Below are 21377 nucleotides of genomic sequence, written 5' to 3'. Positions count from 1 at the left end.
AAGCGTTAAAAACAGTTATCAATATAAAACATGAGAGATTTTTGTGCGGGAATGTGCAAAAATGCGCTATATCACTTTTTGTGTGGGAATAAAAAGGAGAAAACTTGATGAGTACCGACCTGAAATTTTCGTTGATTACTACGCTGATTGTTCTGGGCGTGATTGTCGCAGGTGGATTAACGGCCGCTCTGCACTGATTTCCTCTCTTCTGAGGGTGGGCGTCTCCTCTATTCTATCCCTCTCTAAAACGCAGAAGGCGTACCTTCTGCGTACTCAGACTTATGCGGCGAGATTTTTCGCAACAAATTCCCAGTTAACCAGCGCCCAGAAATGCTCCAGATAGTTTGGACGGGCGTTGCGGTAGTCGATGTAATACGCGTGTTCCCACACATCAACCGTCAGCAACGGCGTTGCATCCGTAGTCAGCGGCGTACCGGCATTTGAGGTAGAAACGATAGCCAGTTTGCCATCAGCGCTTTTTACCAGCCATGTCCATCCGGAACCAAAGTTTTTGATAGCGGCATCGGTGAATTGCGCTTTAAATTCCGCGAAGCTGCCAAAAGATGCCGCGATAGCATCAGCCAGTTTCCCGGTCGGTTCGCCGCCAGCGTTTGGCGCCAGGCAGTTCCAGTAGAAGGTGTGGTTCCACACCTGAGCGGCGTTATTAAAGATGCCGCCTTCGGAAGTGCGCACGATCTCTTCCAGCGATTTGCCTTCAAACGCCGTGCCTTTGATCAAATTGTTAAGATTGGTCACGTAAGTCTGATGATGTTTGCCATAGTGATATTCCAGCGTCTCAGCAGAAATATGCGGCGCCAGAGCATCTTTGGCATACGGTAATGCAGGTAATTCGAACGACATTGCTTCTCTCCTTATTATTAATATTGCGCACGCACAATACCCCTGGTGCGCGTAAGGATAGGGTAGCAAATTGAGCGGTGGCGCAAAAGAAGAAGTTATCCTGTCGTTAAACGACAGGATAAAATATTAGCGAATTGTTTTAGGCGTCATCACCCGGCGGGCGCCGACATAATGACGTTGCCAGTATTCTTCGTTCAGTGAGGTGATCTTAATTTCCTGACCGCTGCGCGGAGACTGGATAAACTTACCGTTGCCGACATAGACGCCAACGTGATCGGCGGTGCCGCGCCCCTGCGTACGGAAGAACACCAGATCGCCGTTTTTCAACTCGCTACGCTCAATGGGCGCCGCGTCACGCAGGTGATACATCTCATTCGCCGTTCGGGGGATACGGATCTTCACTAAATCTTTATAGGCATAATAAACCAGACCGCTGCAATCAAAACCGGTGCGCGGCGACGCGCCTCCCCAGTGATACGGTTTACCAATCTGATTCATGAGTTTGGACATCGCGGTTTTCGTCGCTTTTTGTACTTTTGCACGATGCGCATCGGCAATAGAGACCGGCAATGTTCCTTTCCCCTTCACGCAGTGCGGCTTACGGCCTTTACGCGTCGTGCATTTTTCCGTTACGTCGAGGGCGGCGATTGACGTGGGCGCGGTTCTGTTACGACGATGCGTCGTATGACGAGATTTCGTGGAGGCGGTGGTACGTTTTGGCGTAGAAGCGGAAGAAGAACGGCTGGTTTTTGAGGTTTTTTTTACGTTTTTTTTGCTGGTTTTACTGATCTTTTTCGTTGTGCTTTTCTTTTTATCTGCCGTTTTCGTGACATGAGAAACAGCAGGCGTCGCTTTGGCTTGCCTGGAAGCATGGGCCATTGGCGTAAAGGGGAGAGTAGTAAAAAGTAAAGCACAGAGCGTGATCGAGATTTTGTTTATCCGCGCCACTGAGCAATCCTCTGTTAAAGGCAGGCGATTCATGCCTGCGTATGATTTACAAAACCTGATAATTCTAATCTACAAAAGCACAGATTGGTAATTGCTTTTGGTTTCTGAAGCTGTGTTTCGTTAACAGATGTAAAAAAATAGCAATTAATGCTAAACACGAACGCGTTATCTACAAATCACTGCGCGGCAACCCGCTTAAAAGATATTTTGTATACAACTTATTCCCGCAGACGGTAAAATAATAAGGCATGATGAAAATGTTATTTTCCGTTGCCAGCCTGACCCGTTACAATGACAGGCTTCAGTCGTAAAAGTAGTTTAAGGAAGCGAGACAATGAGCACCACTATCGAAAAAATTCAGCGCCAGATCGCTGAAAACCCGATTCTCCTGTATATGAAAGGTTCACCGAAACTGCCAAGCTGTGGTTTCTCTGCGCAGGCCGTTCAGGCGCTTTCAGCCTGCGGGGAACGTTTTGCCTATGTTGATATCCTGCAAAACCCGGATATTCGCGCTGAATTACCGAAATACGCCAACTGGCCGACATTCCCACAACTGTGGGTGGACGGCGAGCTGGTCGGCGGGTGTGATATTGTGATTGAAATGTATCAGCGTGGTGAGTTGCAGCAGCTTATTAAAGAAACTGCGGCAAAATATAAAACTCAGGAGCCGGACGCAGAGTAATCTGTGCAAGGAGAAAGCGACCTGTAAAGGTCGCTTTTTTACCGCCATCGTGAGCAAGAGCGGCGTTGTTAGCCTCGTTATTTGTCCGTCGGCAAAGGTAACGGCCAGCCGCCCAGGCGCTTCCAGCGATTGACAATTTCACAAAACAGCACCGCTGTCCGCTCGGTATCATACAAAGCGGAGTGGGCCTTTTCACCGTCAAACTCCATACCTGCCGCCAGGCACGCTTTTGATAACACCGTTTGTCCCAGCGCCAGTCCGCTCAATGCCGCAGTATCAAAGGTGACGAACGGATGAAACGGGTTACGTTTCAGCGAGGCGCGCTCTGCGGCGGCCATCATAAAACTGTGATCAAAAGTGGCGTTATGCGCGACCATAATGGCGCGGCTACAACCGCTGTCTTTGATACCTTTACGCACCATTTTGAAAATAGCGTGTAGCGCCTCATATTCACTCACCGCGCCGCGTAGCGGGTTAGAGGGATCGATACCGTTAAACGCAAGCGCTTCCGGCTGTAAGTTGGCTCCAGCGAACGGCTCCACATGGAAATGCAGCGTCATGTCCGGCATCAGCCAGCCTTGTTCATCCATTTTCAGCGTGATGGCGGCGATTTCGAGCAGCGCATCGGTTTTAGCGTTAAATCCTGCAGTTTCAACGTCGATGACGACAGGATAAAAACCACGAAAACGGTCGCACAGACCGGAAAGTTGAGCGTTATCGGACATCTGAGTCTCTTAATACGAAAAAATGCAGCGCGTATTATGGCAAATTTTACGCCGGGATGCAGTAAAACAACGGGCGCAGTGACCTGCGCCCGGCGGGGGATCAGTTACCCAGACCGCGGCCTGCGTCTTTAGCTTCAATCAATTCGATTTTATAGCCATCCGGATCTTCAACGAAGGCGATGATGGTCGAACCGCCTTTTACCGGCCCCGCTTCACGGGTCACGTTGCCGCCGTTCTGACGAATGCGTTCACAGGCTTCAGCAGCATTGTCAACGCTCAGCGCGATATGCCCGTACGCATTGCCCATGTCGTAGCTCTCAACGCCCCAGTTATAGGTTAGTTCGATGACCGCTTCTTCCGTTTCCGGACCATATCCCACAAAGGCCAGCGAGTATTTGTATTCCGGATTCTCACTGGTACGCAGCAATTTCATGCCCAGAACGTTAGTGTAAAAAGCGATGGAACGCTGCAAATCGCCGACGCGCAGCATAGTATGCAATAAACGCATTTTCGTTGTCCTTAAAATAGTCAAGATATTCAAAGTATAGCGGCGATGTGAGGCCGCTATCAATGAAATTACAGAGTAGGGTAGTCAGTGTAGCCTTCCGCGCCGCCGCCATAAAAACTTTCGGGACGCTGTGGATTAAGTTCCGCTTTACGTTGCAGACGCGCTACCAGATCCGGGTTAGCGATGTAATCACGACCAAACGCCACGGCGTCAATCAGCCCTTTTTCGATCAGATCTTCCGCTTTTTCTGGCGTATAGGCGCCAGCGCCGATGATGGGACCGTGGAAACGCGCGCGCACTTTTTCACGGAACGCGTCGCTGTACGGTTCGCCGCCCGCCCAGTCTGGTTCAGACATATGCAGATAAGCGATGCCGCGTTTGCCTAACGCTTCAATCAGATAAAGGGCGTCAGCTTCTTCATTCGGGCCGTTATCGACATTCTGGAAAGTGCCGACAGGAGAAAGGCGGATGCCGATACGGTCCGCGCCCCATTCCTTAATGCCGGCATCAACCACCTCCAGTACCAGACGGGCGCGATTCTCTACGCCGCCGCCGTACCGATCGGTACGGTGATTAGAAGACGGTGAGAGGAACTGGTGCAGCAGATAACCGTGCGCGGAATGCAGCTCCACCAGATCGAAGCCCGCCTCTCGGGCATTGGCGATAGCCTGGCGGAAATCGTTGACGATCCCGGGGATCTCGTGAGTATCCAGCGCGCGCGGCGTGGAAGTCTCTACGCGGATGGCCTGGCCGTTTTCGTCACGCAAAGAGGTGCGGGTTCCCGCATTGATAGCGGATGGCGCGACGGGCGCTTGTCCGCCTGGTTGCAGGCTGGCGTGTGAAATACGGCCCGTATGCCACAGTTGCACCGCCATATGGCCGCCCTGGGCATGGACTCCCTGAGTGATTTTTTTCCAGGCGGCGATCTGCTCATCGCTGTGTAATCCCGGTGCGCCGGCATAGCCTTTCGCCTGTGCGGAGATTTGTGTGGCTTCGCTGATGATCAATCCAGCGCTGGCGCGTTGACGGTAATATTCCGCCATTAACGGCGTAGGAATGTCGCCCGGTTCAATACTCCGCAAACGCGTCAAAGGCGCCATAAATACGCGATTTGTCGCCGTGATGGCACCCACCTTGAGGGGGGTAAACAGTTTTGCTGATGACATAGTGGCTCCTGATATAAGTAGACCGGTCGTCTTGTAATAAAGGAAATAAAAACGCCTGTTACTGCTCAGGCGTTGCAATGATGGTCTTAACATGCGCCAACGCATTTTCCAGCGGCGCGGCGCTACGGGATATTTTGGCCTGCAAATTGGCGCCCAGCCACAGGGCATAAAGTACCTGCGCCTGTGGCAACGGCTGGCCGGTGAAATGTAAACAGTGGCTATTACGGCCATCTTCCAGCGCGCGTGCAAGCAGTGCCATGATCTCCTGCGCCCCTTTATCCATCGTAGAGCGCATATCCTCCGACAGATCGCAGACTTCCGCTGACAGTTTCACCGTCAGGCAACCGCTGATGGCGCCTTGCTGGCAAAACTGCTTTAACGTTTCCTGATACCAGGCGAGAAGACGATCGCGATGATTACCGGGACCGGAGGTGAAGTGCGCCGTAAGACGCTGATGATAGCAGGCGTAATGTCGCTCAAGCATGGCGACGCCGAAGGCTTCTTTCGAGCGAAAGTAGTGATAAAACGACCCTTTAGGCACTTGGGCGGTTTTGAGCAACTCGCTAAGCCCCATGCCGGTAAAACCCCGTTGCATACAAAGCTGCTCGCCGGTGGCCAGCAGATGTTCGCGGGTATCGTGTTCGGTTTGCTTATTCATAGCAGGCAGTATAGTAGACCAGTCGGTCTACTACAAGCAGAGTTGCCATAATGTCAGTTAGCGTCTTCAATAGTCATAAGCGTCAAACGTTGAGGAGGGGATGTGGCCGAGCAGTTGGAGTTTTTTCCTGTAGCAAGCCCATGTCGCGGTATCTGCCAGTCTGATGAGCGTGGCTTTTGTCGGGGCTGTATGCGCAGCCGCGACGAACGGTTTAACTGGCAAAAAATGAGCGATGTCGAGAAACAAAATGTACTGCGGCTTTGTCGCCAGCGTTTCTTGCGTAAAATACGCGCAAATAAGCCTCTCCCATCGGAAGATCCTCAACAACCTTCACTCTTTTAAACGCGGAATTGCGTATACTCAACCTCATTATTCTCTATGAGGAATCTGTTATGGTTCAGCGTGTCACCATCGCTCCACAAGGCCCGGAGTTTTCGCGTTTTGTCATGGGTTACTGGCGTTTGATGGACTGGAATATGTCCGCGCGTCAGTTAGTGAGTTTTATCGAAGAACATCTGGATTTGGGCGTCACTACCGTTGACCATGCGGACATTTATGGCGGTTATCAGTGCGAAGCGGCGTTTGGCGAGGCGCTAACGCTGGCGCCGCATTTGCGGGAAAAACTGCAAATCGTTACCAAATGCGGTATTGCGACCACTGCCAGAGCGGAAAATAAGCTCGGTCATTATATTACCGATCGCCGCCATATTATTCTGAGCGCCGAACAGTCATTAAAAAATCTGGCGACAGATTATCTGGATATGTTGTTAATTCACCGTCCCGATCCGTTAATGGATGCGGATGACGTCGCCGAGGCGTTTCAACATCTGCACCAAAGCGGCAAAGTGCGCCATTTTGGCGTTTCTAATTTTACGCCAGCGCAATTTACGTTGCTGCAATCGCGCCTGCCTTTCACCCTGGCGACCAACCAGGTGGAGATCTCGCCGGTTCACCAGCCTTTGTTGCTGGACGGCACATTAGATCAATTACAGCAACTGCGTATTCGTCCGATGGCCTGGTCATGTCTTGGCGGCGGTCGGCTGTTTAATGATGAGGCTTATCAGCCGTTGCGCCAGGAACTTTCCGTTATCGCGCAAGAACTCAACGCCAGTTCTATTGAACAGGTGGTCTATGCCTGGATTTTACGTTTGCCGTCGCAGCCGCTGCCGATTATTGGCTCGGGTAAAATCGAACGCGTACGCGCCGCACTAGAAGCGGAAACGCTGTCATTGACGCGTCAACAGTGGTTCCGAATCCGCAAGGCGGCACTGGGTTATGACGTGCCGTAATCGCCAACTCGTTGACTTTCCGTACATGTTTTCGCCAGTGGTTTACACTTAACAGGCGACCACATGTAACGGAGGTTTTATGAAGCGATTAAGTTTAGCGATGGTGACGCTGCTGGCCTGTGCGGGTGCGCAGGCCGCCAGCGAGAAAGTAGAGATGAATCTGGTGACGGCGCAAGGCGTAGGACAGTCTATCGGCACCGTCGTCATCGATGAAACCGAAGGCGGCTTAAAATTTACCCCACACCTTAAAGCGTTGCCGCCGGGCGAGCATGGTTTTCACATTCATGCCAACGGTAGCTGCCAGCCCGCGATTAAAGACGGCAAAGCGGTTGCCGCAGAAGCCGCTGGTGGTCATCTGGACCCACAAAATACCGGCAAGCATGAAGGACCGGAAGGCCAGGGGCATCTGGGCGACCTCCCGGTGTTAGTCGTTAATAATGATGGTATCGCCAGCGAACCGGTTACTGCGCCGCGTCTGAAGTCTCTTGATGAAGTGAAAGATAAAGCGCTCATGATCCATGTGGGCGGCGATAACATGTCCGATCAGCCGAAACCGCTCGGCGGCGGCGGAATGCGTTACGCCTGCGGCGTCATTAAATAACCCGGAGCCAGTGTTCCCTGCGCTGGAGCCTGTTCCAGCTGCGACAGCGAACAGTGTAAACGCCAGATAATCGCCGCCAGCTCATGCGCGGCGGGTTGATGATGATGTGCGAGCGTGTCGCAGATACGCTGTAGTTCCTGTAGCGTGACGGCAAGCGGGCGTTGCTGCACGCCGCGCTCGCTCATCACATCGCGCAGCAGGGATATACAAATATCCCGCACCCGGGAAAGCGGATCGGAACGCGACTCCCAGGCGCGCAGCTGCCACACCACATGCGAGCAGTTCAGCAGCACCACTCCCCAACGTAATAACCACCGGCGCGCCAGCGCATCCTGACTATTGCTGAGCTGACTGACGTGATGATAGGTCAGCGATTCAAACTCGCTTTCGTTATGGGAAGGGTGACGGCTAAGCTGATCGACGAAATCCCGGCGTAGCGCGCGGATATGGCGGCGGCTTTTTACGGCATCGGAACCGGGGCGCAAAATCGCAAACGCCAGCCAGGAAATCGCGACGCCGACGATCTTGGCGGTATTATCGTTAAGGAAGTCGGCGAAGTCGTACACCGGTGGATTGGTCACGGCGATGAATGAGCCCATAAAAACGATAAGCTGCCCCCACAGTCCCGCCAGCTTAGGCATCTGCAGTTTAAGCAGTTGCATCGTGACGAACAGCGGAAAAAGGAAAAGCAAGAATTGCCACAGATCGGTGATTTGCACCATCAGGCCAAATTTCACCACGAAGCTGAATAAGGACAGCAGCACTAAAGTACGCATCAATAAGGAAAGCGACTTAAACGGCGTGGCGACGATGGAGTAGAGGACGCAACTGATCGCCGCCAGGGTTAATGCGCCGGGCCCGGATTCCCATTGCGCGCCAATACTCCAGGCGCCAATCACCGTGAGCGTGCAAAAGGTACGCACGCCGCTCCAGATGGCCTCTGCGTTATCCGTATGCCGCGCAAGGCCGGGAGTGCGGCGGATATGGATTTGATCCACCGGCGCGCCGCTTTCGATCAGATATAACTGACGGCTGCTGCGCAGATATAGCTGGCAAAAATAGCGTAATCGCTGCCAGAACGCGAGGTGACGATAATCCTGTTCATCCTGCGGGCGTAGCGGCGCAATAATCTGCGCCACGGTGTAGCTGTCCGCGCGCGGTTTTGCCAACTCAGCTAAGAGTTGCTCAATGACTTCGCGGCTGTTTTCCGGCGGCGTCGGCCAGTTTAAAAGCATTCTACGCAGACTGGAGATCACGCTGGTTAACCGTAATTGCTGGTGTAACAATGCATTTAGCAATGCATTCTGGCGGCGAAAACGGTAGTGACTCCAGAAGGCCTGAATACGCAGCAGGTTCATGGTCAGGATTTGCCCAATGACCCCCTCATGCGCGGAGCGGATAGCGTCAGTAGTCTCCGGCTGCCACAGTAGACTGGCATGTTCCAGCAAGCGCGCATGCATGTTTTTAAACGCGGTGAGCAGGGCGGTACCATCCGATGTGCTGGGTAGGATCATCATCATCATGCCGCCACAGAGGATGCCGACGATAACTTCACATACACGTGCCTGGGCGATATCCCACAACTGCGTGATTTCTACAATATTAACCATCGGGAACGCGATGATCGCCGCCGTGTAGCCGGACAACTGGAAAGCATAAGCGGCATTATTGGTAAAATGCGCGCAGGCCCAGGTACAAAAACCGATCCAGGCGGCCATGCTAAATAAGAACAACCAGGGTTCATTCAGCGTATGGCCAGCAATAATTAACGCGGCGGTCGCGCCGAGTAAACTCCCGGCAATACGCCCCAGACTTTTACTGATTACGCCGCCTACGGTCGGAAAGCTCACCACTGCGGCCGAAGTCATTGCCCAGTAGGGCTCATCCAGATTGAGATAATAAGCGAATGTCAGCGCGAGACACATGGCAATGGTATTGCGCAACGCGTAACGCCACTGGCCGGAGGTCGCTTTAAACCAGGGCGTATTTCGCAGGGCCGGCAGGGAGAGTTTCATTACCGCTGTCCAATGGCTACGCTGCAGGTAGTGCCGGAGACGAGCGTGATATCCTGCGGTAAAGCGTCAAATTCGATACGTACCGGTACGCGTTGCGCCAGACGTACCCACGGTACGTTGGGTTTGATATCGGGCACTAAACCGGAGTCACTTTCCACGCTTTGGTCGTAAATAGCGCGCCCGATACTGCCAACGTGACCCTGTAACTTAACATTGCCACTATACAGTGTTATTAATGCAGGCTCACCTTCGCGGATATGGCGTAGTTTGGTTTCTTCGAAATATCCCATTACATAAAATGAATGGCTATCTACCAGGGCGAAAAGTGGCTTACCGGTGCTGGCATAATCACCGGTACGCGTGGAAAGGTTGGTCACCCAGCCGGATACCGGCGCTTTTACTTCCGTCTGGCTAAGCTGCCACTGCGCCTGTTTTAACGTTGCCAGTGCGACATCTACGTTGGCCTGCATCGCTTTAACATTCAGATTGGCGCTATCCAGATCTTCAGCAGAGATGTAGTTACGCGATAAATGTCGACGTCGATCGGCTTCATTATTCGCTTTTGCCAGATCGGACTGCGCTTTGGCCAACTGCGCCTGCGCGTTAAGTTCTGCAATATGGAAGGGCGTTTTATCAATGACAAAGAGAACGTCCCCGGCGTTGACGAACTGATTATCTTTGATATTGAGTTGGGTAATGCTGCCAGAAACCTGTGGCGTTACGCTGACCTGTTCCGCGCGGATTTTACCATCGCGCGTCCACGGTGACTGCATATAGTAATTCCATAACCACCACGCGGCCAGAACGGCGACGACGGCGACAATGAGAGTAGAAAAATATTTTATTGTTTTTAACGACATATTTACCACGCGATCAGTAAAACGAGGCCCAGACATACGCAAAGCGTAAAGAGGGAGAGATCCATTAACAGGGGATGCCAGATTTCATCAGAGTATATCCGGTCACGCAGGAGTCGGTGAATAAACAACCAGATAACGAACCCAAGCGCAAAGGCTTTAAAGAATGGCGGAAAGTAAACAGATGCTCCCAACATGAGATCTTGTAAGGGCAATCCTGTGGCGTTGAGTATACACTTCACAAGCAATGTTCCTTTGCGTCAGACATCGATGCTTTAGTTTTAGCCAAAACTGAAGCTACAGGTGCCAAGTGCGCACTATGTCTGAAAAAATGTCTATTGGTAAGCAAATTTAGCAATACATTTGTTTTGAGAATACAAATACTGCACACTATTCTAAAATCAGCATAATAACTTAGCAAGCTAATTATAAGGAGATGAAATTGGAATCGCCACTAGGTTCTGATCTGGCACGGTTGGTGCGCATTTGGCGTGCTCTGATTGACCATCGCCTCAAGCCTCTGGAATTGACGCAGACACATTGGGTCACGTTGCACAATATTCATCAATTGCCGCCTGACCAGTCGCAGATTCAATTGGCTAAAGCGATAGGCATTGAGCAGCCATCGCTGGTACGCACGTTGGATCAACTTGAAGATAAGGGGCTAATTTCGCGGCAAACCTGCGCCAGCGATCGTCGCGCTAAGCGGATTAAACTGACCGAAAAAGCGGAGCCGCTGATCGCTGAGATGGAAGAGGTCATTCATAAAACGCGCGGTGAAATTTTGGCTGGGATTTCTTCAGAGGAGATTGAGCTTCTGATTAAACTTATCGCCAAACTTGAACACAATATTATGGAATTGCACTCTCACGATTGAGGTGCAGGGGCATACGTGTGGCCATGTGACCACACGTAAAGCCTGGTTTAGCGTGGAGAGACGGTAACCTGGCTGCCGTTGCTGGCCAGCACGACACGCTGACCTGCCGAGAAACGCGTATTTCCTTGTTTCTGCACAACCATAATGGTGTTGCCATCGTCTTTACGAATTTCCAGTTCCACACCCTGGGTTTTATTCATTGCGCTCTGGACGCCCTGGCCCGCTACGCCGCCAGCCACCGCGCCTGCCGCGGTCGCCAGTGAACGACCCGTACCGCCGCCGATAGTGTTGCCGAGGAATCCGCCCAACACCGCGCCGCCGATAGCGCCAATCACGTTAGAATCATCACCGCCCTGAATTTGAACCGGACGAACGTTAACGATAGTACCGTACGTTACATTCTGAACTTGTTTAGCCTCGGATGCGGTATAAACATCACCCGAAAGGCTATCATTGTTAACACACCCCGCTAGGGATAACCCCATCAGTGAAACGGCCAGTACACGTTTAATCATTTACCCATCTCCTGTTCTTCACGAAACGCTATTTCAGCATCCCTATAGCTAAATTATATGGCATTTATGCAGTTAAGGTCATATCTTCTGCCGAAAGAATGTGAAAATCATAATCAGAAGTTAATTAACCAATCTTAAACGAAGTCGGAAGCAAGAAAAGATAGGTCATTGATATCCGTGGACGACACGGCAAAAAATGTGACGTGGGCATAGCATTACAAAATACGTTATGCCGAGTGTTAAGGCTTAACCCAGCTTAAAAGGAAGAGGTATGAAATCGGGCCGTTTTATTGGCGTTATGTCCGGAACCAGCCTTGATGGCGTGGATGTTGTACTGGCGGCAATTGATGAAACCATGGTTGCGCAACAGGCAAGTCTCACCTGGCCCATTCCCGTTCATCTGAAAAAAGGCATTCTCGATATTTGCCAGGGACAGCCGCTTACGCTCTCGCAACTCGGCCAGCTTGATACCCAGTTAGGCCGGCTTTTTGCACAGGCGGTTAATGCGCTGTTAGCGCAACAACGTTTGCAGCCGCGGGATATCGTCGCCATTGGTTGTCATGGGCAAACGGTCTGGCATGAACCGACCGGCGAGGCCCCGCATACGCTGCAAATTGGCGATAATAATCACATCGTCGCCCATACGGGGATTACAGTGGTCGGCGATTTTCGGCGGCGGGATATTGCGCTGGGCGGACAAGGCGCGCCGTTGGTGCCTGCTTTCCATCACGCGCTGTTGGGACATCCGACGGAAAAACGTATGGTCCTGAATATCGGCGGCATCGCCAATTTATCTCTGCTTTTCCCCGGACAGGCGGTGCGCGGGTACGACACGGGGCCGGGTAATATGTTGATGGATGCGTGGATTTGGCGACAATGCGCGCAGCCCTACGACAAAGACGCGGCATGGGCGAAAGAAGGTCAGGTTATTCTTCCATTGCTGCAAAAGATGTTGCGCGATCCGTACTTTGCTGCGTCGGCGCCCAAAAGTACAGGACGCGAATATTTCAACTATGGCTGGTTAGAGCGCCATCTTGCGGCTTTCCCTGGCGCAGACGCGCGCGATGTACAGGCCACGCTGGCGGAGCTGACGGCGGTCTCCATCGCCCAACAGGTGCTGCTCAACGGCGGCTGCGAGCGGCTGATGGTCTGTGGCGGCGGTGGCCGGAATCCGTTAGTGATGGCCCGTCTGGCGGCGCTGTTGCCAGGTATCGAGGTTTCGACCACCGATAAGGCGGGGATCAGCGGCGATGATATGGAAGCGCTGGCCTTTGCCTGGCTTGCCTGGCGAACGCTCGCGGGCCTGCCGGGAAATTTACCTTCCGTGACGGGGGCTACAGAAGCCAGTGTTTTAGGCGCTATTTACCCGGCTAACCCAATAACTCAGAGTTAACTGAATTTTTCCCGGACCCTATATCGGTAAACTAGCAAGGTCAGGAAGGGGCGTTTGCCCTTCCAGAAGCAGGAGAGCTTTCGGGATATGCCTATGAAAAAGATCGCAATAATGTGTTTACCTGTGCTGCTGACCGGCTGTAGCGTTTATCAACAATTTGTTGAACGTATGCAAACGGATACGCTGGAATACCAGTGTGATGAGAAGCCGCTTACCGTTAAAGTCAATAACCCGCGTGAAGAGGTCAGTTTTGTTTATGACAATAAGCTGCTGACCCTGAAGCAAGGAATCTCGGCCTCGGGCGCGCGTTATACCGACGGGATTTATGTTTTCTGGTCGCAAGGCGAGAGCGCCACGGTCTATAAACGAGACAGAATTGTGCTTAATAACTGTCAGTTACAAAATCCGAAGCGTTGAGATTTTCAGTATGGGGGCGCACAATAGCGCCACCCACTGATTATTTCTGATCAACGCCATGTCTGATAACGACCAATTGCAGCAGATCGCGCATCTGCGCCGTGAATACACGAAAGGCGGCTTGCGTCGCCGCGATTTACCCGCTGAACCGTTAACCTTATTTGAGCGCTGGCTTGGGCAAGCGTGCGACGCCAGACTGGCCGATCCAACGGCAATGGTCGTGGCGACCGTAGATGACAAGGGTCAACCGTACCAGCGTATTGTGTTGCTCAAGCATTATGATGAAAAAGGCCTGGTCTTTTATACCAACCTGGGAAGCCGCAAGGCGCATCAGATTGAGCACAATCCGCGTATCAGCCTGTTATTTCCCTGGCATATGCTTGAACGCCAGGTGATGGTGACAGGCAAAGCCGAGCGTCTCTCCACTCTTGAGGTGGTGAGGTATTTCCACAGCCGTCCGCGCGACAGCCAGATCGGCGCATGGGTCTCTAAACAATCCAGCCGCATTTCCGCGCGCGGTATCCTCGAAAGCAAATTCCTGGAGCTCAAGCAGAAGTTTCAACAGGGCGAAGTGCCGTTACCCAGCTTTTGGGGTGGTTTTCGCGTGAGTATCGAACAGATGGAGTTCTGGCAGGGCGGCGAACATCGTCTGCACGATCGCTTTTTATACCAACGCGACGACGGCGCGTGGAAAATCGACCGTCTTGCGCCCTAAAGATGCAAAAATCTTGTTTTAAGCACTGGTGCGGATGAATCCGCCGTTTTATGCTATGTCTCTTTCGCGTCTGGCGAAAAGTCGTGTACCGGCAAAGGTGCAGTCGTTTTATACATGGAGATTTTGATGGCAAGCAGTAACTTGATTAAACAATTGCAAGAGCGGGGGCTGGTAGCCCAGGTGACGGACGAAGACGCGTTGGCAGAGCGACTGGCGCAAGGCCCGATCGCGCTCTATTGCGGCTTCGATCCTACCGCTGACAGCTTGCATTTGGGGCATCTGGTTCCATTGTTATGCCTGAAACGCTTCCAGCAGGCAGGGCACAAACCTGTTGCGCTGGTAGGCGGCGCGACCGGTCTGATTGGCGACCCGAGCTTCAAAGCCGCCGAGCGTAAACTGAACACTGAAGAGACCGTTCAGGAGTGGGTGGCGAAAATTCGTAAACAGGTTGCCCCATTCCTGGACTTTGATTGCGGCGAAAACTCCGCCATCGCGGCCAATAACTATGACTGGTTCGGCAGCATGAATGTGCTGACTTTCCTGCGCGATATCGGTAAACATTTTTCCGTTAATCAGATGATCAACAAAGAAGCGGTGAAGCAGCGTCTGAACCGTGACGATCAGGGTATCTCTTTCACGGAGTTCTCTTATAACCTGCTACAGGGGTACGACTTCGCTTGCCTGAATAAACTGCACGGCGTTGCCTTACAGATTGGCGGTTCTGACCAGTGGGGGAACATCACTTCCGGTATCGACCTGACCCGTCGTCTGCACCAGAATCAGGTATTTGGTTTGACCGTTCCACTCATCACCAAAGCTGACGGCACGAAATTCGGTAAAACCGAAGGCGGCGCTGTCTGGCTGGATCCGAAGAAAACCAGTCCGTACAAATTCTACCAGTTCTGGATTAACACCGCAGATGCCGATGTTTATCGCTTCCTGAAATTCTTCACTTTTATGGACATTGAAGAGATCAATGCCCTGGAAGAAGAAGATAAAAACAGCGGTAAAGCGCCGCGCGCGCAGTATGTGCTGGCCGAGCAGGTGACGCGCCTCGTTCATGGTGAAGAGGGACTGGTCGCGGCGAAACGGATCACCGAATGCCTGTTCAGCGGTTCACTGAGCGCGCTGAGCGAAGCTGACTTTGAGCAGTTGGCGCAGGACGGCGTACCGATGGTTGAAATGGAAAAAGGCGCCGACCTGATGCAGGCGCTGGTAGACGCCGAACTCCAGCCGTCACGTGGTCAGGCGCGTAAGACTATCGCCTCCAACGCTGTCACTATCAATGGTGAAAAACAATCCGATCCTGAATACATCTTTAACGATGAGGACCGTCTGTTTGGCCGCTATACCTTATTACGTCGCGGCAAAAAGAACTATTGTCTGATTTGCTGGAAATAAGGCATTAAGTAACAGGGAGTGAGAAATCACTCCCTTATTTTTGATGTTCAGGTAAAAAAATGAAGAATATCCTCGCTATCCAGTCCCATGTTGTTTTCGGACATGCGGGCAACAGCGCCGCCGAATTTCCCATGCGCCGTCTTGGCGCGAATGTTTGGCCGCTGAATACCGTTCAGTTTTCTAACCACACGCAATATGGTAAATGGACCGGCTGTGTCATGCCGCCCAGCCATCTGACTGAGATTGTCCAGGGGATTGCGGACATTGGCCAGTTAGCGCACTGCGACGCCGTACTTAGCGGTTACCTGGGATCTGCCGAGCAGGGAGAACACATTCTCGGTATTGTGCGCCAGGTTAAAGCAGCAAATCCGCAGGCAAAATATTTCTGCGATCCCGTGATGGGGCATCCGGAAAAGGGTTGTATCGTGGCGCCTGGCGTCGCAGAGTTCCATGTGCGTTATGCGCTACCCGCCAGCGATATTATCGCGCCTAACCTGATTGAACTGGAAATTCTCAGCAAACATAGCGTGAATAATGTGGATGACGCCGTGCAGGCGGCGCGTGAACTGATTGCTCAGGGGCCAGAAATTGTACTGGTAAAACATCTCGCCCGCGCCGGTTACAGTTCAGAACGCTTTGAAATGCTGCTGGTGACAGCGCAGGAAGCCTGGCATATTAGCCGTCCGCTGGTGGATTTCGGTTCACGTCAGCCGGTTGGCGTTGGCGATGTCACCAGTGGTTTATTGCTGGTCAAACTTTTGCAGGGCGCGACGTTGCAGCAGGCGCTGGAGCACGTTACGGCGGCAGTCTATGAGATTATGATCGCCACCAAAACGATGCAGGAGTACGAACTGCAGGTCGTGGCGGCCCAGGACAGGATCGCTAACCCTGAACATTACTTCAGCGCAACGCGGCTGTAATTATTGCTGCTAAAAAGAGGCCGGATGGCGGTACAGCGAGCTATCCGGCAACATGACATTAATTCAGTCCTTCCGCTTTAAGCGCTGCCGCAACGGTCGGTCTTTTTGCGACACGCTGCATATAACTTTCAATATGCGTTAACCCGTCCATATTCAGTTTTACGCCATAGGCCCAACGCAATACGGTAAACAGATAAGCGTCTGCAATGGTAAAACGCTGGCCGCAAATCCACTGGTCGTCTGAAAGCGACTCATCCACATACTGCAATTTCTTTTCCAGACCGGCGCGAACGGCGGGTTTGAGTGTTTCCGGCGTGTCAGGGCGGAACAGCGGGGTAAAGCCTTTATGCAGTTCCGTTGCAATATAGTTGAGCCATTCCAGCGTATGATAGCGAGCAAGACTACTTACCGGCGCCAGAAGCTGGCGGTCGGGAACGCTGTCGGCGAGGTACTGCATAATGGCGACGCCTTCAGTCAACAGTGTGCCGTCATCCAGCAGCAGAGCCGGAACCTGTCCTTTAGGGTTGACTGCCAGGTAATCATCACCGTTTTCCAGGCGTTTTTTTGCGAGATCGACGCCATCAAGCGTAAAGTCTTTGCCAATTTCGCGCAGGGTAATATGGGAAGCAAGAGAGCAGGCACCCGGTTTGTAGAACAGTTTCATCGGTAACTCCTTTTTGCTGAGGTTTAAAGTATGGTAGTGCGGGGACGAGCAAAAAAAAAGCCGCTAACGCACAGTTAGCGGCCTGAATGTTGTTTCCCGGAAAATTAAACTGTAGCGGCTTTAGAGCCTTTTTCAGCGGTATCATCGTCCTGGGTCATACGGTTCAGCTTAGGCGCTGTCAGCAGCATCAGGACGGCGATAACGGCGGTTGCTATGCCAATCTGCATAAATACGCGACCATAGACTTCCAGGGACATCAGTGGGTCAGTCACGTCGCTCGGCACAGCCATCAGGTTGGCGACATAACCGCCGATGATGTTAGCGCCTGCCGTTGTCAGGAACCAGCTACCCATGATGAAACCCATCAGACGCTGCGGAACCAACTGTGCGACCATTGCCAGTCCCAGACCGGAGATCATCAGCTCACCGATACTTTGCAGGCCGTAGCTTGCGATCAGCCAGTTTACGGATACGATGCCGGCATCGTTCGCAAATTTGGCACCCAGCGGCAGAATCAGGAACGCGCCGGAACACAGCACCATACCAATGGCGAATTTCATCGGCATCGGCAGCGTATCGCCCATCCTGTTATAGATAGCGGCCAGAATCGGGCTGCCGATAATGATCCAGAATGGGTTCAGCGCCTGATACTGTTCCGGTTCGAACGCGATACCGAGAATAGAGTGCTCGACGTTACGAATGGCAAAGAAGTTCAGCGACGTCGGCATCTGGCTGTACAGTACGAAGAAGATAATCGCCTGCAGCATCAAAATAAAGGCGACGATCATTTTACGGCGAGCCGCGCCGTGCATGGAAAACGCTTCTTTACCGAAGATAATGACGATGCCAAGAGCGATTACGCCCAGCACCATACGTGCGATATCCTGGTTGTGCAGCAGCCAGGTGGCGACCGCAATCAGAACGACAATACCCACGATGGTCAGCAGCAGATTACGGAAGTTGATCGGTTCAAAGTCGGGTTTGGAACCGTAGCTTTTCACCCAGCGCTGGCAGAAAGCAAAGTTAACGACGGTTATCAGCATACCGACGACGCTAAGCGCAAACGCGGTGCTCCAGCCATAACGCGCCGCCAGCCACGGCGTCGCCAGCATAGAGAAGAAGGAGCCGATGTTGACGGACATATAATACATCGTAAATGCGCCGTCGAGACGCGGATCGTCCTTCGCGTAACAGGTAGACAGCAGGGAAGACGGGTTAGCTTTAAACAGACCGTTACCCACAGCGATAGCCGCCATGCCCATATAGACGATGCCAGCGTCATGACCAGACCATGCGACCAGCGCATAACCGATAGCCAGCACCACGGCACCCAGCATAATAACGCGTTTGGTGCCCAGAATTTTATCACCTAACCAACCGCCAATGGCGACCAGGCCGTACACCAGTGCACTGAAGGAAGAGAAAAGGGTGATGGAATCCGCTTCTGACATACCCAGTTGTTTTACCAGGTAGACGGCCATAATGCCTTGCAGGCCGTAATAACCAAAACGCTCCCATAACTCTATCGAGAAGATGAGATAGAACGCCTTCGGTTGTTTGAAAGCGTTCAAACTGACGCTTTCAGTTGGTTTTTTGTTTGCAGTAGACACTTTTACCTCTTTTTTACGCCCCGTATTAACAGGGATTGTCTGGCGCGTGATGAGTCAGACTCATCCGTCCGATTGTTATATTGGAGGGGAAACGGCAGGTAATGTTCACTATCTTTCCTCTCCAGACAAGAGCTTTGTAATAATCTGTTACATATAACTCTTCTGGTTGAATCGTCCGATGTCAGAAATGTTATCCAGCGTTAAATTTCTTCATTTGAAGAATGGCAGATTTTTACACTGCAAAAAGGCCATTAGTTTGGGTGAAAGGCGATATCTTCTGCTATTTAAGGTGAAAAGCAGTGATATAGGCCATTATCTGAAAAAATGGCAGAGTAATGTTTTGTAGTGAAAACGGGGCGTCAGTCTATCCGGTTGTAAATGTAACCTTAGATGTCATTAAATTTCACATGAAGTTATCAAAGTGATCCTGATCACGGATAGATAGAATTTTTTGCGATTAAAAAAATGATTAACCTGACGTGGAGTGAAAACGAAAGCACATTACATCAGAAAAAGGACAGAGACTGGAATGATTGATGGCTAAAATAGATCCAGGCCGAAGGTGGGAGCGCGCTGGCGTGACGGACGCACTCCGACCATATCAAATATCGACTTTTTCTTTGTATTCGCAAAGATCTTCAATGAGGCAGGAGCCGCAGCGGGGTTTTCGGGCGATACAGGTATAGCGGCCATGCAAAATTAACCAGTGATGGCAGTCCACTTTGAACTCATTCGGCACCACTTTCAGCAACTTCTCTTCTACCTGCTCGACATTTTTACCCGGCGCGAACTGCGTTCGGTTGCATACACGAAATATATGCGTATCAACGGCGATGGTCGGCCAGCCGAAGGCGGTATTTAGCACCACGTTAGCGGTTTTACGCCCCACGCCGGGAAGCGCTTCCAGCGCCGCCCGATCCTCCGGCACTTCGCCATTATGCTTGTCCAGTAAAATACGGCAGGTCTTAATCACGTTTTCCGCTTTACTGTTAAATAAGCCGATAGTTTTGATATAGGATTTCACGCCCTCTACGCCCAGCTCCAGCATCGCGGCTGGCGTATTGGCGACCGGGTAAAGTTTGGCGGTAGCCTTGTTCACGCTGACGTCGGTTGCCTGCGCGGAAAGCAACACGGCAATCAGCAACTCAAACGGCGACGTGAAATTGAGTTCCGTTGTGGGGTGCGGATTGTTGTCGCGCAGGCGCGTCAGAATTTCCAGCCTTTTTGCTTTGTTCATCAGACTTTCCCTGTTTCACCTGCCGGAACAGCGGAAGGCGCGGTTTCGGCGCGGCGTTTCTTCATTTTTTCATCAATAAGATATTTTACCGCCAGCATGAGCCCCAGGCCGATAAACGCGCCTGGCGGCAGCATCGCCAGCAGGAAAGGCGAGTCGGTGTGAAATATCTCGACCCGTAATACTTTTGCCCAGCCTCCCAGCAGGCTATCCGCGCCATCGAAAAGCGTACCATTCCCGAGGATCTCGCGCAGCGAACCCAGCACGAACATCGCGCCTGTCGCGCCCATGCCGATGGAAAAACCGTCCAACGCGGAAAGCCACGGTCCTTTTTTCGCGGCAAACGCTTCGGCGCGACCAACAACAATGCAGTTCGTTACAATCAGAGGAATAAAAATCCCTAAAGACTGATACAAACCGAACGCATACGCATTGATCAGCATCTGTACTGCGCTTACCACCGAGGCAATGATCATGACGTAAATCGGGATACGGATTTCTGCCGGCGTCCAGCGACGTAGTGCGGACACCGTAAGGTTGGTCAGCGTTAATACCAGCGTTGTGGCCAGACCCAGCCCCAGAGCGTTGGTTGCCGTAGACGTCACCGCCAGTAGAGGGCACAGGCCAAGTAGCTGCACCAGAGCAGAGTTATTTTTCCATAACCCCTGAACAACAATGTCTTTTATTTCGCTCATGGCTATTCTCCACAGGCGGTTAAATGGGGGAGCTGAGCGGGCAGTGATTCGGCGTACAGCCCGGCGCGTTTAACCGCATTCACTACGGCGCGCGGCGTTATTGTCGCCCCGGTAAATTGATCAAAATCACCGCCATCTTTTTTCACCGCCCAGTGCGTATCATTTTCACCACTGATGGTTTTACCGCTAAAGTGGGTAATCCAGTCAGACAAACGGCGCTCAATTTTATCACCTAACCCTGGCGTCTCATGATGTTCCGTCACACGCGTCCCCAGGACGGTACCGTTGAAATCTGCGCCAACAATAAGCTGGATAGCGCCGGAATAGCCATCTGGCGCGGTAGCCTCAATGATGGCCGCTACGGGTTTATCATCCTTGCGAGCGATAAAAACACGGTGTGTGCCTTTGCCGAGGGCGGGCGCATCGACCAGATAACAACTCTCTTGCAGATTATTATTGTAACGATCTGGCGGCAATACCTGATCGAACAGGGCATGTTGTTGTTGCAGCGCTTGTTCGTGGATGGTTGATTTTGTCATCTGATTAATCACCGCGGTCAATCCCGTAGAGCCTGCGGCAAAAAGCGCCAGCGTAATACCGTGTTTACGAATCGTTTTCAGCATGGT

Annotated in this window: 26 protein-coding genes; 11 read left to right on the top strand and 15 right to left on the bottom strand. The window is 52.1% G+C overall.

Translation table 11 applies throughout. The annotated features are described in order from the left end of the window. Positions 1 to 107: 107 nt before the first annotated feature. Entirely contained in the window at positions 108 to 197 is a 90-nt protein-coding gene (cydH, locus tag QEN31_RS12390; RefSeq protein WP_000102277.1) for a cytochrome bd-I oxidase subunit CydH, read from the top strand. Between the two features lie 82 nt (positions 198 to 279). On the opposite strand, the gene sodB is transcribed toward cydH, so the two are convergent. Then, positions 280 to 861 carry a superoxide dismutase [Fe] gene (gene sodB, locus QEN31_RS12385; protein ID WP_000007299.1) on the bottom strand — a complete coding sequence of 194 codons (582 nt, stop codon included), beginning with the start codon at positions 859 to 861 and terminating at the stop codon, positions 280 to 282. Between the two features lie 126 nt (positions 862 to 987). Further along, positions 988 to 1809 (bottom strand): C40 family peptidase, encoded by an 822-nt coding sequence (locus QEN31_RS12380; protein WP_001520344.1) that lies wholly within the window; start codon positions 1807 to 1809, stop codon positions 988 to 990. 334 nt (positions 1810 to 2143) lie between these two features. Here QEN31_RS12380 and grxD point away from each other — a divergent pair, with 334 nt between their 5' ends. Next, positions 2144 to 2491, top strand: a complete 348-nt coding sequence (gene grxD / locus QEN31_RS12375; RefSeq protein ID WP_000108176.1) for a monothiol glutaredoxin 4 — start codon at positions 2144 to 2146, stop codon at positions 2489 to 2491. 77 nt (positions 2492 to 2568) lie between these two features. On the opposite strand, the gene rnt is transcribed toward grxD, so the two are convergent. From rnt to QEN31_RS12355, 4 genes are all read right to left on the bottom strand, one after another. Continuing rightward, positions 2569 to 3216 (bottom strand): ribonuclease T, encoded by a 648-nt coding sequence (gene rnt, locus QEN31_RS12370; RefSeq protein ID WP_001282267.1) that lies wholly within the window; start codon positions 3214 to 3216, stop codon positions 2569 to 2571. 100 nt (positions 3217 to 3316) lie between these two features. Then, entirely contained in the window at positions 3317 to 3724 is a 408-nt protein-coding gene (gene gloA / locus QEN31_RS12365) for a lactoylglutathione lyase (protein WP_001237787.1), read from the bottom strand. A 68-nt stretch (positions 3725 to 3792) separates the two neighbouring features. After that, entirely contained in the window at positions 3793 to 4890 is a 1098-nt protein-coding gene (locus tag QEN31_RS12360) for an alkene reductase (RefSeq protein ID WP_000092932.1), read from the bottom strand. Between the two features lie 58 nt (positions 4891 to 4948). Beyond that, entirely contained in the window at positions 4949 to 5548 is a 600-nt protein-coding gene (locus QEN31_RS12355; protein WP_001041823.1) for a TetR/AcrR family transcriptional regulator, read from the bottom strand. A gap of 102 nt (positions 5549 to 5650) precedes the next feature. On the opposite strand from QEN31_RS12355, the gene QEN31_RS12350 reads away from it, so the two are divergent. The 3 genes from QEN31_RS12350 to sodC2 all read left to right on the top strand — a co-directional run bounded on the left by QEN31_RS12350 (position 5651) and on the right by sodC2 (position 7438). Beyond that, entirely contained in the window at positions 5651 to 5890 is a 240-nt protein-coding gene (locus QEN31_RS12350) for a DUF1289 domain-containing protein (RefSeq protein ID WP_001519323.1), read from the top strand. A 50-nt stretch (positions 5891 to 5940) separates the two neighbouring features. After that, positions 5941 to 6837: an aldo/keto reductase gene (locus QEN31_RS12345; RefSeq protein ID WP_000250717.1), complete on the top strand. Its 897-nt coding sequence runs from the start codon at positions 5941 to 5943 to the stop codon at positions 6835 to 6837. A 79-nt stretch (positions 6838 to 6916) separates the two neighbouring features. Beyond that, the gene (sodC2, locus tag QEN31_RS12340) at positions 6917 to 7438 is read left to right on the top strand and encodes a superoxide dismutase [Cu-Zn] SodC2 (RefSeq protein WP_000826819.1); all 522 of its coding nucleotides are present in this window, start codon (positions 6917 to 6919) and stop codon (positions 7436 to 7438) included. On the opposite strand, the gene QEN31_RS12335 is transcribed toward sodC2, so the two are convergent. The 3 genes from QEN31_RS12335 to QEN31_RS12325 are packed head-to-tail and all read right to left on the bottom strand — an operon-like array spanning position 7414 to position 10552. Further along, on the bottom strand, positions 7414 to 9453 hold the full coding sequence (locus tag QEN31_RS12335) for an FUSC family protein (RefSeq protein ID WP_000777608.1): 2040 nt from the start codon (positions 9451 to 9453) through the stop codon (positions 7414 to 7416). The two genes, sodC2 and QEN31_RS12335, sit on opposite strands and share 25 nt — an antisense overlap. Next, the gene (locus QEN31_RS12330; protein WP_001520441.1) at positions 9453 to 10313 is read right to left on the bottom strand and encodes an efflux RND transporter periplasmic adaptor subunit; all 861 of its coding nucleotides are present in this window, start codon (positions 10311 to 10313) and stop codon (positions 9453 to 9455) included. The genes QEN31_RS12335 and QEN31_RS12330 overlap by 1 nt, the downstream gene beginning before the upstream one ends. Before the next feature lie 2 nt (positions 10314 to 10315). Continuing rightward, a complete protein-coding gene (locus tag QEN31_RS12325) occupies positions 10316 to 10552 on the bottom strand; it encodes a DUF1656 domain-containing protein (protein WP_000649755.1) in 237 nt (78 codons plus the stop codon). Positions 10553 to 10746: 194 nt separating this feature from the next. Between QEN31_RS12325 and slyA the strand changes: the two genes are divergently transcribed. Then, the gene (slyA, locus tag QEN31_RS12320) at positions 10747 to 11187 is read left to right on the top strand and encodes a transcriptional regulator SlyA (RefSeq protein ID WP_000764553.1); all 441 of its coding nucleotides are present in this window, start codon (positions 10747 to 10749) and stop codon (positions 11185 to 11187) included. Positions 11188 to 11234: 47 nt separating this feature from the next. Here slyA and slyB read toward each other — a convergent pair whose 3' ends face one another. Beyond that, positions 11235 to 11702 (bottom strand): outer membrane lipoprotein SlyB, encoded by a 468-nt coding sequence (gene slyB / locus QEN31_RS12315; protein ID WP_000597179.1) that lies wholly within the window; start codon positions 11700 to 11702, stop codon positions 11235 to 11237. A 271-nt stretch (positions 11703 to 11973) separates the two neighbouring features. Here slyB and anmK point away from each other — a divergent pair, with 271 nt between their 5' ends. The 5 genes from anmK to pdxY all read left to right on the top strand — a co-directional run bounded on the left by anmK (position 11974) and on the right by pdxY (position 16548). Further along, positions 11974 to 13095 carry an anhydro-N-acetylmuramic acid kinase gene (anmK, locus tag QEN31_RS12310; protein ID WP_000835011.1) on the top strand — a complete coding sequence of 374 codons (1122 nt, stop codon included), beginning with the start codon at positions 11974 to 11976 and terminating at the stop codon, positions 13093 to 13095. An 87-nt stretch (positions 13096 to 13182) separates the two neighbouring features. Continuing rightward, on the top strand, positions 13183 to 13512 hold the full coding sequence (gene mliC / locus QEN31_RS12305; protein WP_001132086.1) for a C-type lysozyme inhibitor: 330 nt from the start codon (positions 13183 to 13185) through the stop codon (positions 13510 to 13512). Between the two features lie 58 nt (positions 13513 to 13570). Continuing rightward, positions 13571 to 14227, top strand: coding sequence for a pyridoxamine 5'-phosphate oxidase (gene pdxH, locus QEN31_RS12300; RefSeq protein ID WP_001282334.1), 657 nt, complete (start codon positions 13571 to 13573; stop codon positions 14225 to 14227). A 126-nt stretch (positions 14228 to 14353) separates the two neighbouring features. After that, positions 14354 to 15628 carry a tyrosine--tRNA ligase gene (tyrS, locus tag QEN31_RS12295; protein ID WP_000168626.1) on the top strand — a complete coding sequence of 425 codons (1275 nt, stop codon included), beginning with the start codon at positions 14354 to 14356 and terminating at the stop codon, positions 15626 to 15628. A 59-nt stretch (positions 15629 to 15687) separates the two neighbouring features. Then, the gene (pdxY, locus tag QEN31_RS12290) at positions 15688 to 16548 is read left to right on the top strand and encodes a pyridoxal kinase PdxY (protein WP_000789732.1); all 861 of its coding nucleotides are present in this window, start codon (positions 15688 to 15690) and stop codon (positions 16546 to 16548) included. A 58-nt stretch (positions 16549 to 16606) separates the two neighbouring features. On the opposite strand, the gene gstA is transcribed toward pdxY, so the two are convergent. The 5 genes from gstA to rsxG all read right to left on the bottom strand — a co-directional run bounded on the left by gstA (position 16607) and on the right by rsxG (position 21374). Further along, positions 16607 to 17212 carry a glutathione transferase GstA gene (gene gstA, locus QEN31_RS12285; protein ID WP_000765727.1) on the bottom strand — a complete coding sequence of 202 codons (606 nt, stop codon included), beginning with the start codon at positions 17210 to 17212 and terminating at the stop codon, positions 16607 to 16609. A 104-nt stretch (positions 17213 to 17316) separates the two neighbouring features. Then, entirely contained in the window at positions 17317 to 18822 is a 1506-nt protein-coding gene (gene dtpA / locus QEN31_RS12280; protein WP_000100911.1) for a dipeptide/tripeptide permease DtpA, read from the bottom strand. Between the two features lie 601 nt (positions 18823 to 19423). Further along, the gene (gene nth / locus QEN31_RS12275) at positions 19424 to 20059 is read right to left on the bottom strand and encodes an endonuclease III (protein ID WP_001030318.1); all 636 of its coding nucleotides are present in this window, start codon (positions 20057 to 20059) and stop codon (positions 19424 to 19426) included. Further along, positions 20059 to 20751, bottom strand: a complete 693-nt coding sequence (locus tag QEN31_RS12270; protein ID WP_001289628.1) for an electron transport complex subunit E — start codon at positions 20749 to 20751, stop codon at positions 20059 to 20061. Before QEN31_RS12270 ends, nth begins: the two co-directional genes overlap by 1 nt. Before the next feature lie 2 nt (positions 20752 to 20753). Continuing rightward, positions 20754 to 21374, bottom strand: a complete 621-nt coding sequence (gene rsxG / locus QEN31_RS12265) for an electron transport complex subunit RsxG (RefSeq protein ID WP_000920822.1) — start codon at positions 21372 to 21374, stop codon at positions 20754 to 20756. Positions 21375 to 21377: the final 3 nt, after the last annotated feature.

Origin of the sequence: Salmonella sp. SA15303 (assembly GCF_029962125.1) — a bacterium.
Lineage (GTDB): Bacteria > Pseudomonadota > Gammaproteobacteria > Enterobacterales > Enterobacteriaceae > Salmonella > Salmonella enterica.
The sequence above is the reverse complement of the archived record's forward strand: the minus strand, read 5'-3'. Positions and strand labels throughout refer to the sequence as shown.

Bases quoted from the DNA above. Each gene is read 5' to 3' on its own strand.
- rnt (WP_001282267.1), bottom strand. From the start codon at position 3,216: ATGTCCGATAACGCTCAACTTTCCGGTCTGTGCGACCGTTTTCGTGGT.
- sodB (WP_000007299.1), bottom strand. From the start codon at position 861: ATGTCGTTCGAATTACCTGCATTACCGTATGCCAAAGATGCTCTGGCG.
- QEN31_RS12345 (WP_000250717.1), top strand. From the start codon at position 5,941: ATGGTTCAGCGTGTCACCATCGCTCCACAAGGCCCGGAGTTTTCGCGT.
- QEN31_RS12335 (WP_000777608.1), bottom strand. From the start codon at position 9,453: ATGAAACTCTCCCTGCCGGCCCTGCGAAATACGCCCTGGTTTAAAGCG.
- gloA (WP_001237787.1), bottom strand. From the start codon at position 3,724: ATGCGTTTATTGCATACTATGCTGCGCGTCGGCGATTTGCAGCGTTCC.
- rsxG (WP_000920822.1), bottom strand. From the start codon at position 21,374: ATGCTGAAAACGATTCGTAAACACGGTATTACGCTGGCGCTTTTTGCC.
- cydH (WP_000102277.1), top strand. From the start codon at position 108: ATGAGTACCGACCTGAAATTTTCGTTGATTACTACGCTGATTGTTCTG.
- sodC2 (WP_000826819.1), top strand. From the start codon at position 6,917: ATGAAGCGATTAAGTTTAGCGATGGTGACGCTGCTGGCCTGTGCGGGT.
- gstA (WP_000765727.1), bottom strand. From the start codon at position 17,212: ATGAAACTGTTCTACAAACCGGGTGCCTGCTCTCTTGCTTCCCATATT.
- pdxH (WP_001282334.1), top strand. From the start codon at position 13,571: ATGTCTGATAACGACCAATTGCAGCAGATCGCGCATCTGCGCCGTGAA.
- nth (WP_001030318.1), bottom strand. From the start codon at position 20,059: ATGAACAAAGCAAAAAGGCTGGAAATTCTGACGCGCCTGCGCGACAAC.
- QEN31_RS12330 (WP_001520441.1), bottom strand. From the start codon at position 10,313: ATGTCGTTAAAAACAATAAAATATTTTTCTACTCTCATTGTCGCCGTC.
- QEN31_RS12270 (WP_001289628.1), bottom strand. From the start codon at position 20,751: ATGAGCGAAATAAAAGACATTGTTGTTCAGGGGTTATGGAAAAATAAC.
- QEN31_RS12355 (WP_001041823.1), bottom strand. From the start codon at position 5,548: ATGAATAAGCAAACCGAACACGATACCCGCGAACATCTGCTGGCCACC.
- grxD (WP_000108176.1), top strand. From the start codon at position 2,144: ATGAGCACCACTATCGAAAAAATTCAGCGCCAGATCGCTGAAAACCCG.
- tyrS (WP_000168626.1), top strand. From the start codon at position 14,354: ATGGCAAGCAGTAACTTGATTAAACAATTGCAAGAGCGGGGGCTGGTA.
- mliC (WP_001132086.1), top strand. From the start codon at position 13,183: ATGCCTATGAAAAAGATCGCAATAATGTGTTTACCTGTGCTGCTGACC.
- QEN31_RS12360 (WP_000092932.1), bottom strand. From the start codon at position 4,890: ATGTCATCAGCAAAACTGTTTACCCCCCTCAAGGTGGGTGCCATCACG.
- pdxY (WP_000789732.1), top strand. From the start codon at position 15,688: ATGAAGAATATCCTCGCTATCCAGTCCCATGTTGTTTTCGGACATGCG.
- anmK (WP_000835011.1), top strand. From the start codon at position 11,974: ATGAAATCGGGCCGTTTTATTGGCGTTATGTCCGGAACCAGCCTTGAT.
- slyB (WP_000597179.1), bottom strand. From the start codon at position 11,702: ATGATTAAACGTGTACTGGCCGTTTCACTGATGGGGTTATCCCTAGCG.
- slyA (WP_000764553.1), top strand. From the start codon at position 10,747: ATGAAATTGGAATCGCCACTAGGTTCTGATCTGGCACGGTTGGTGCGC.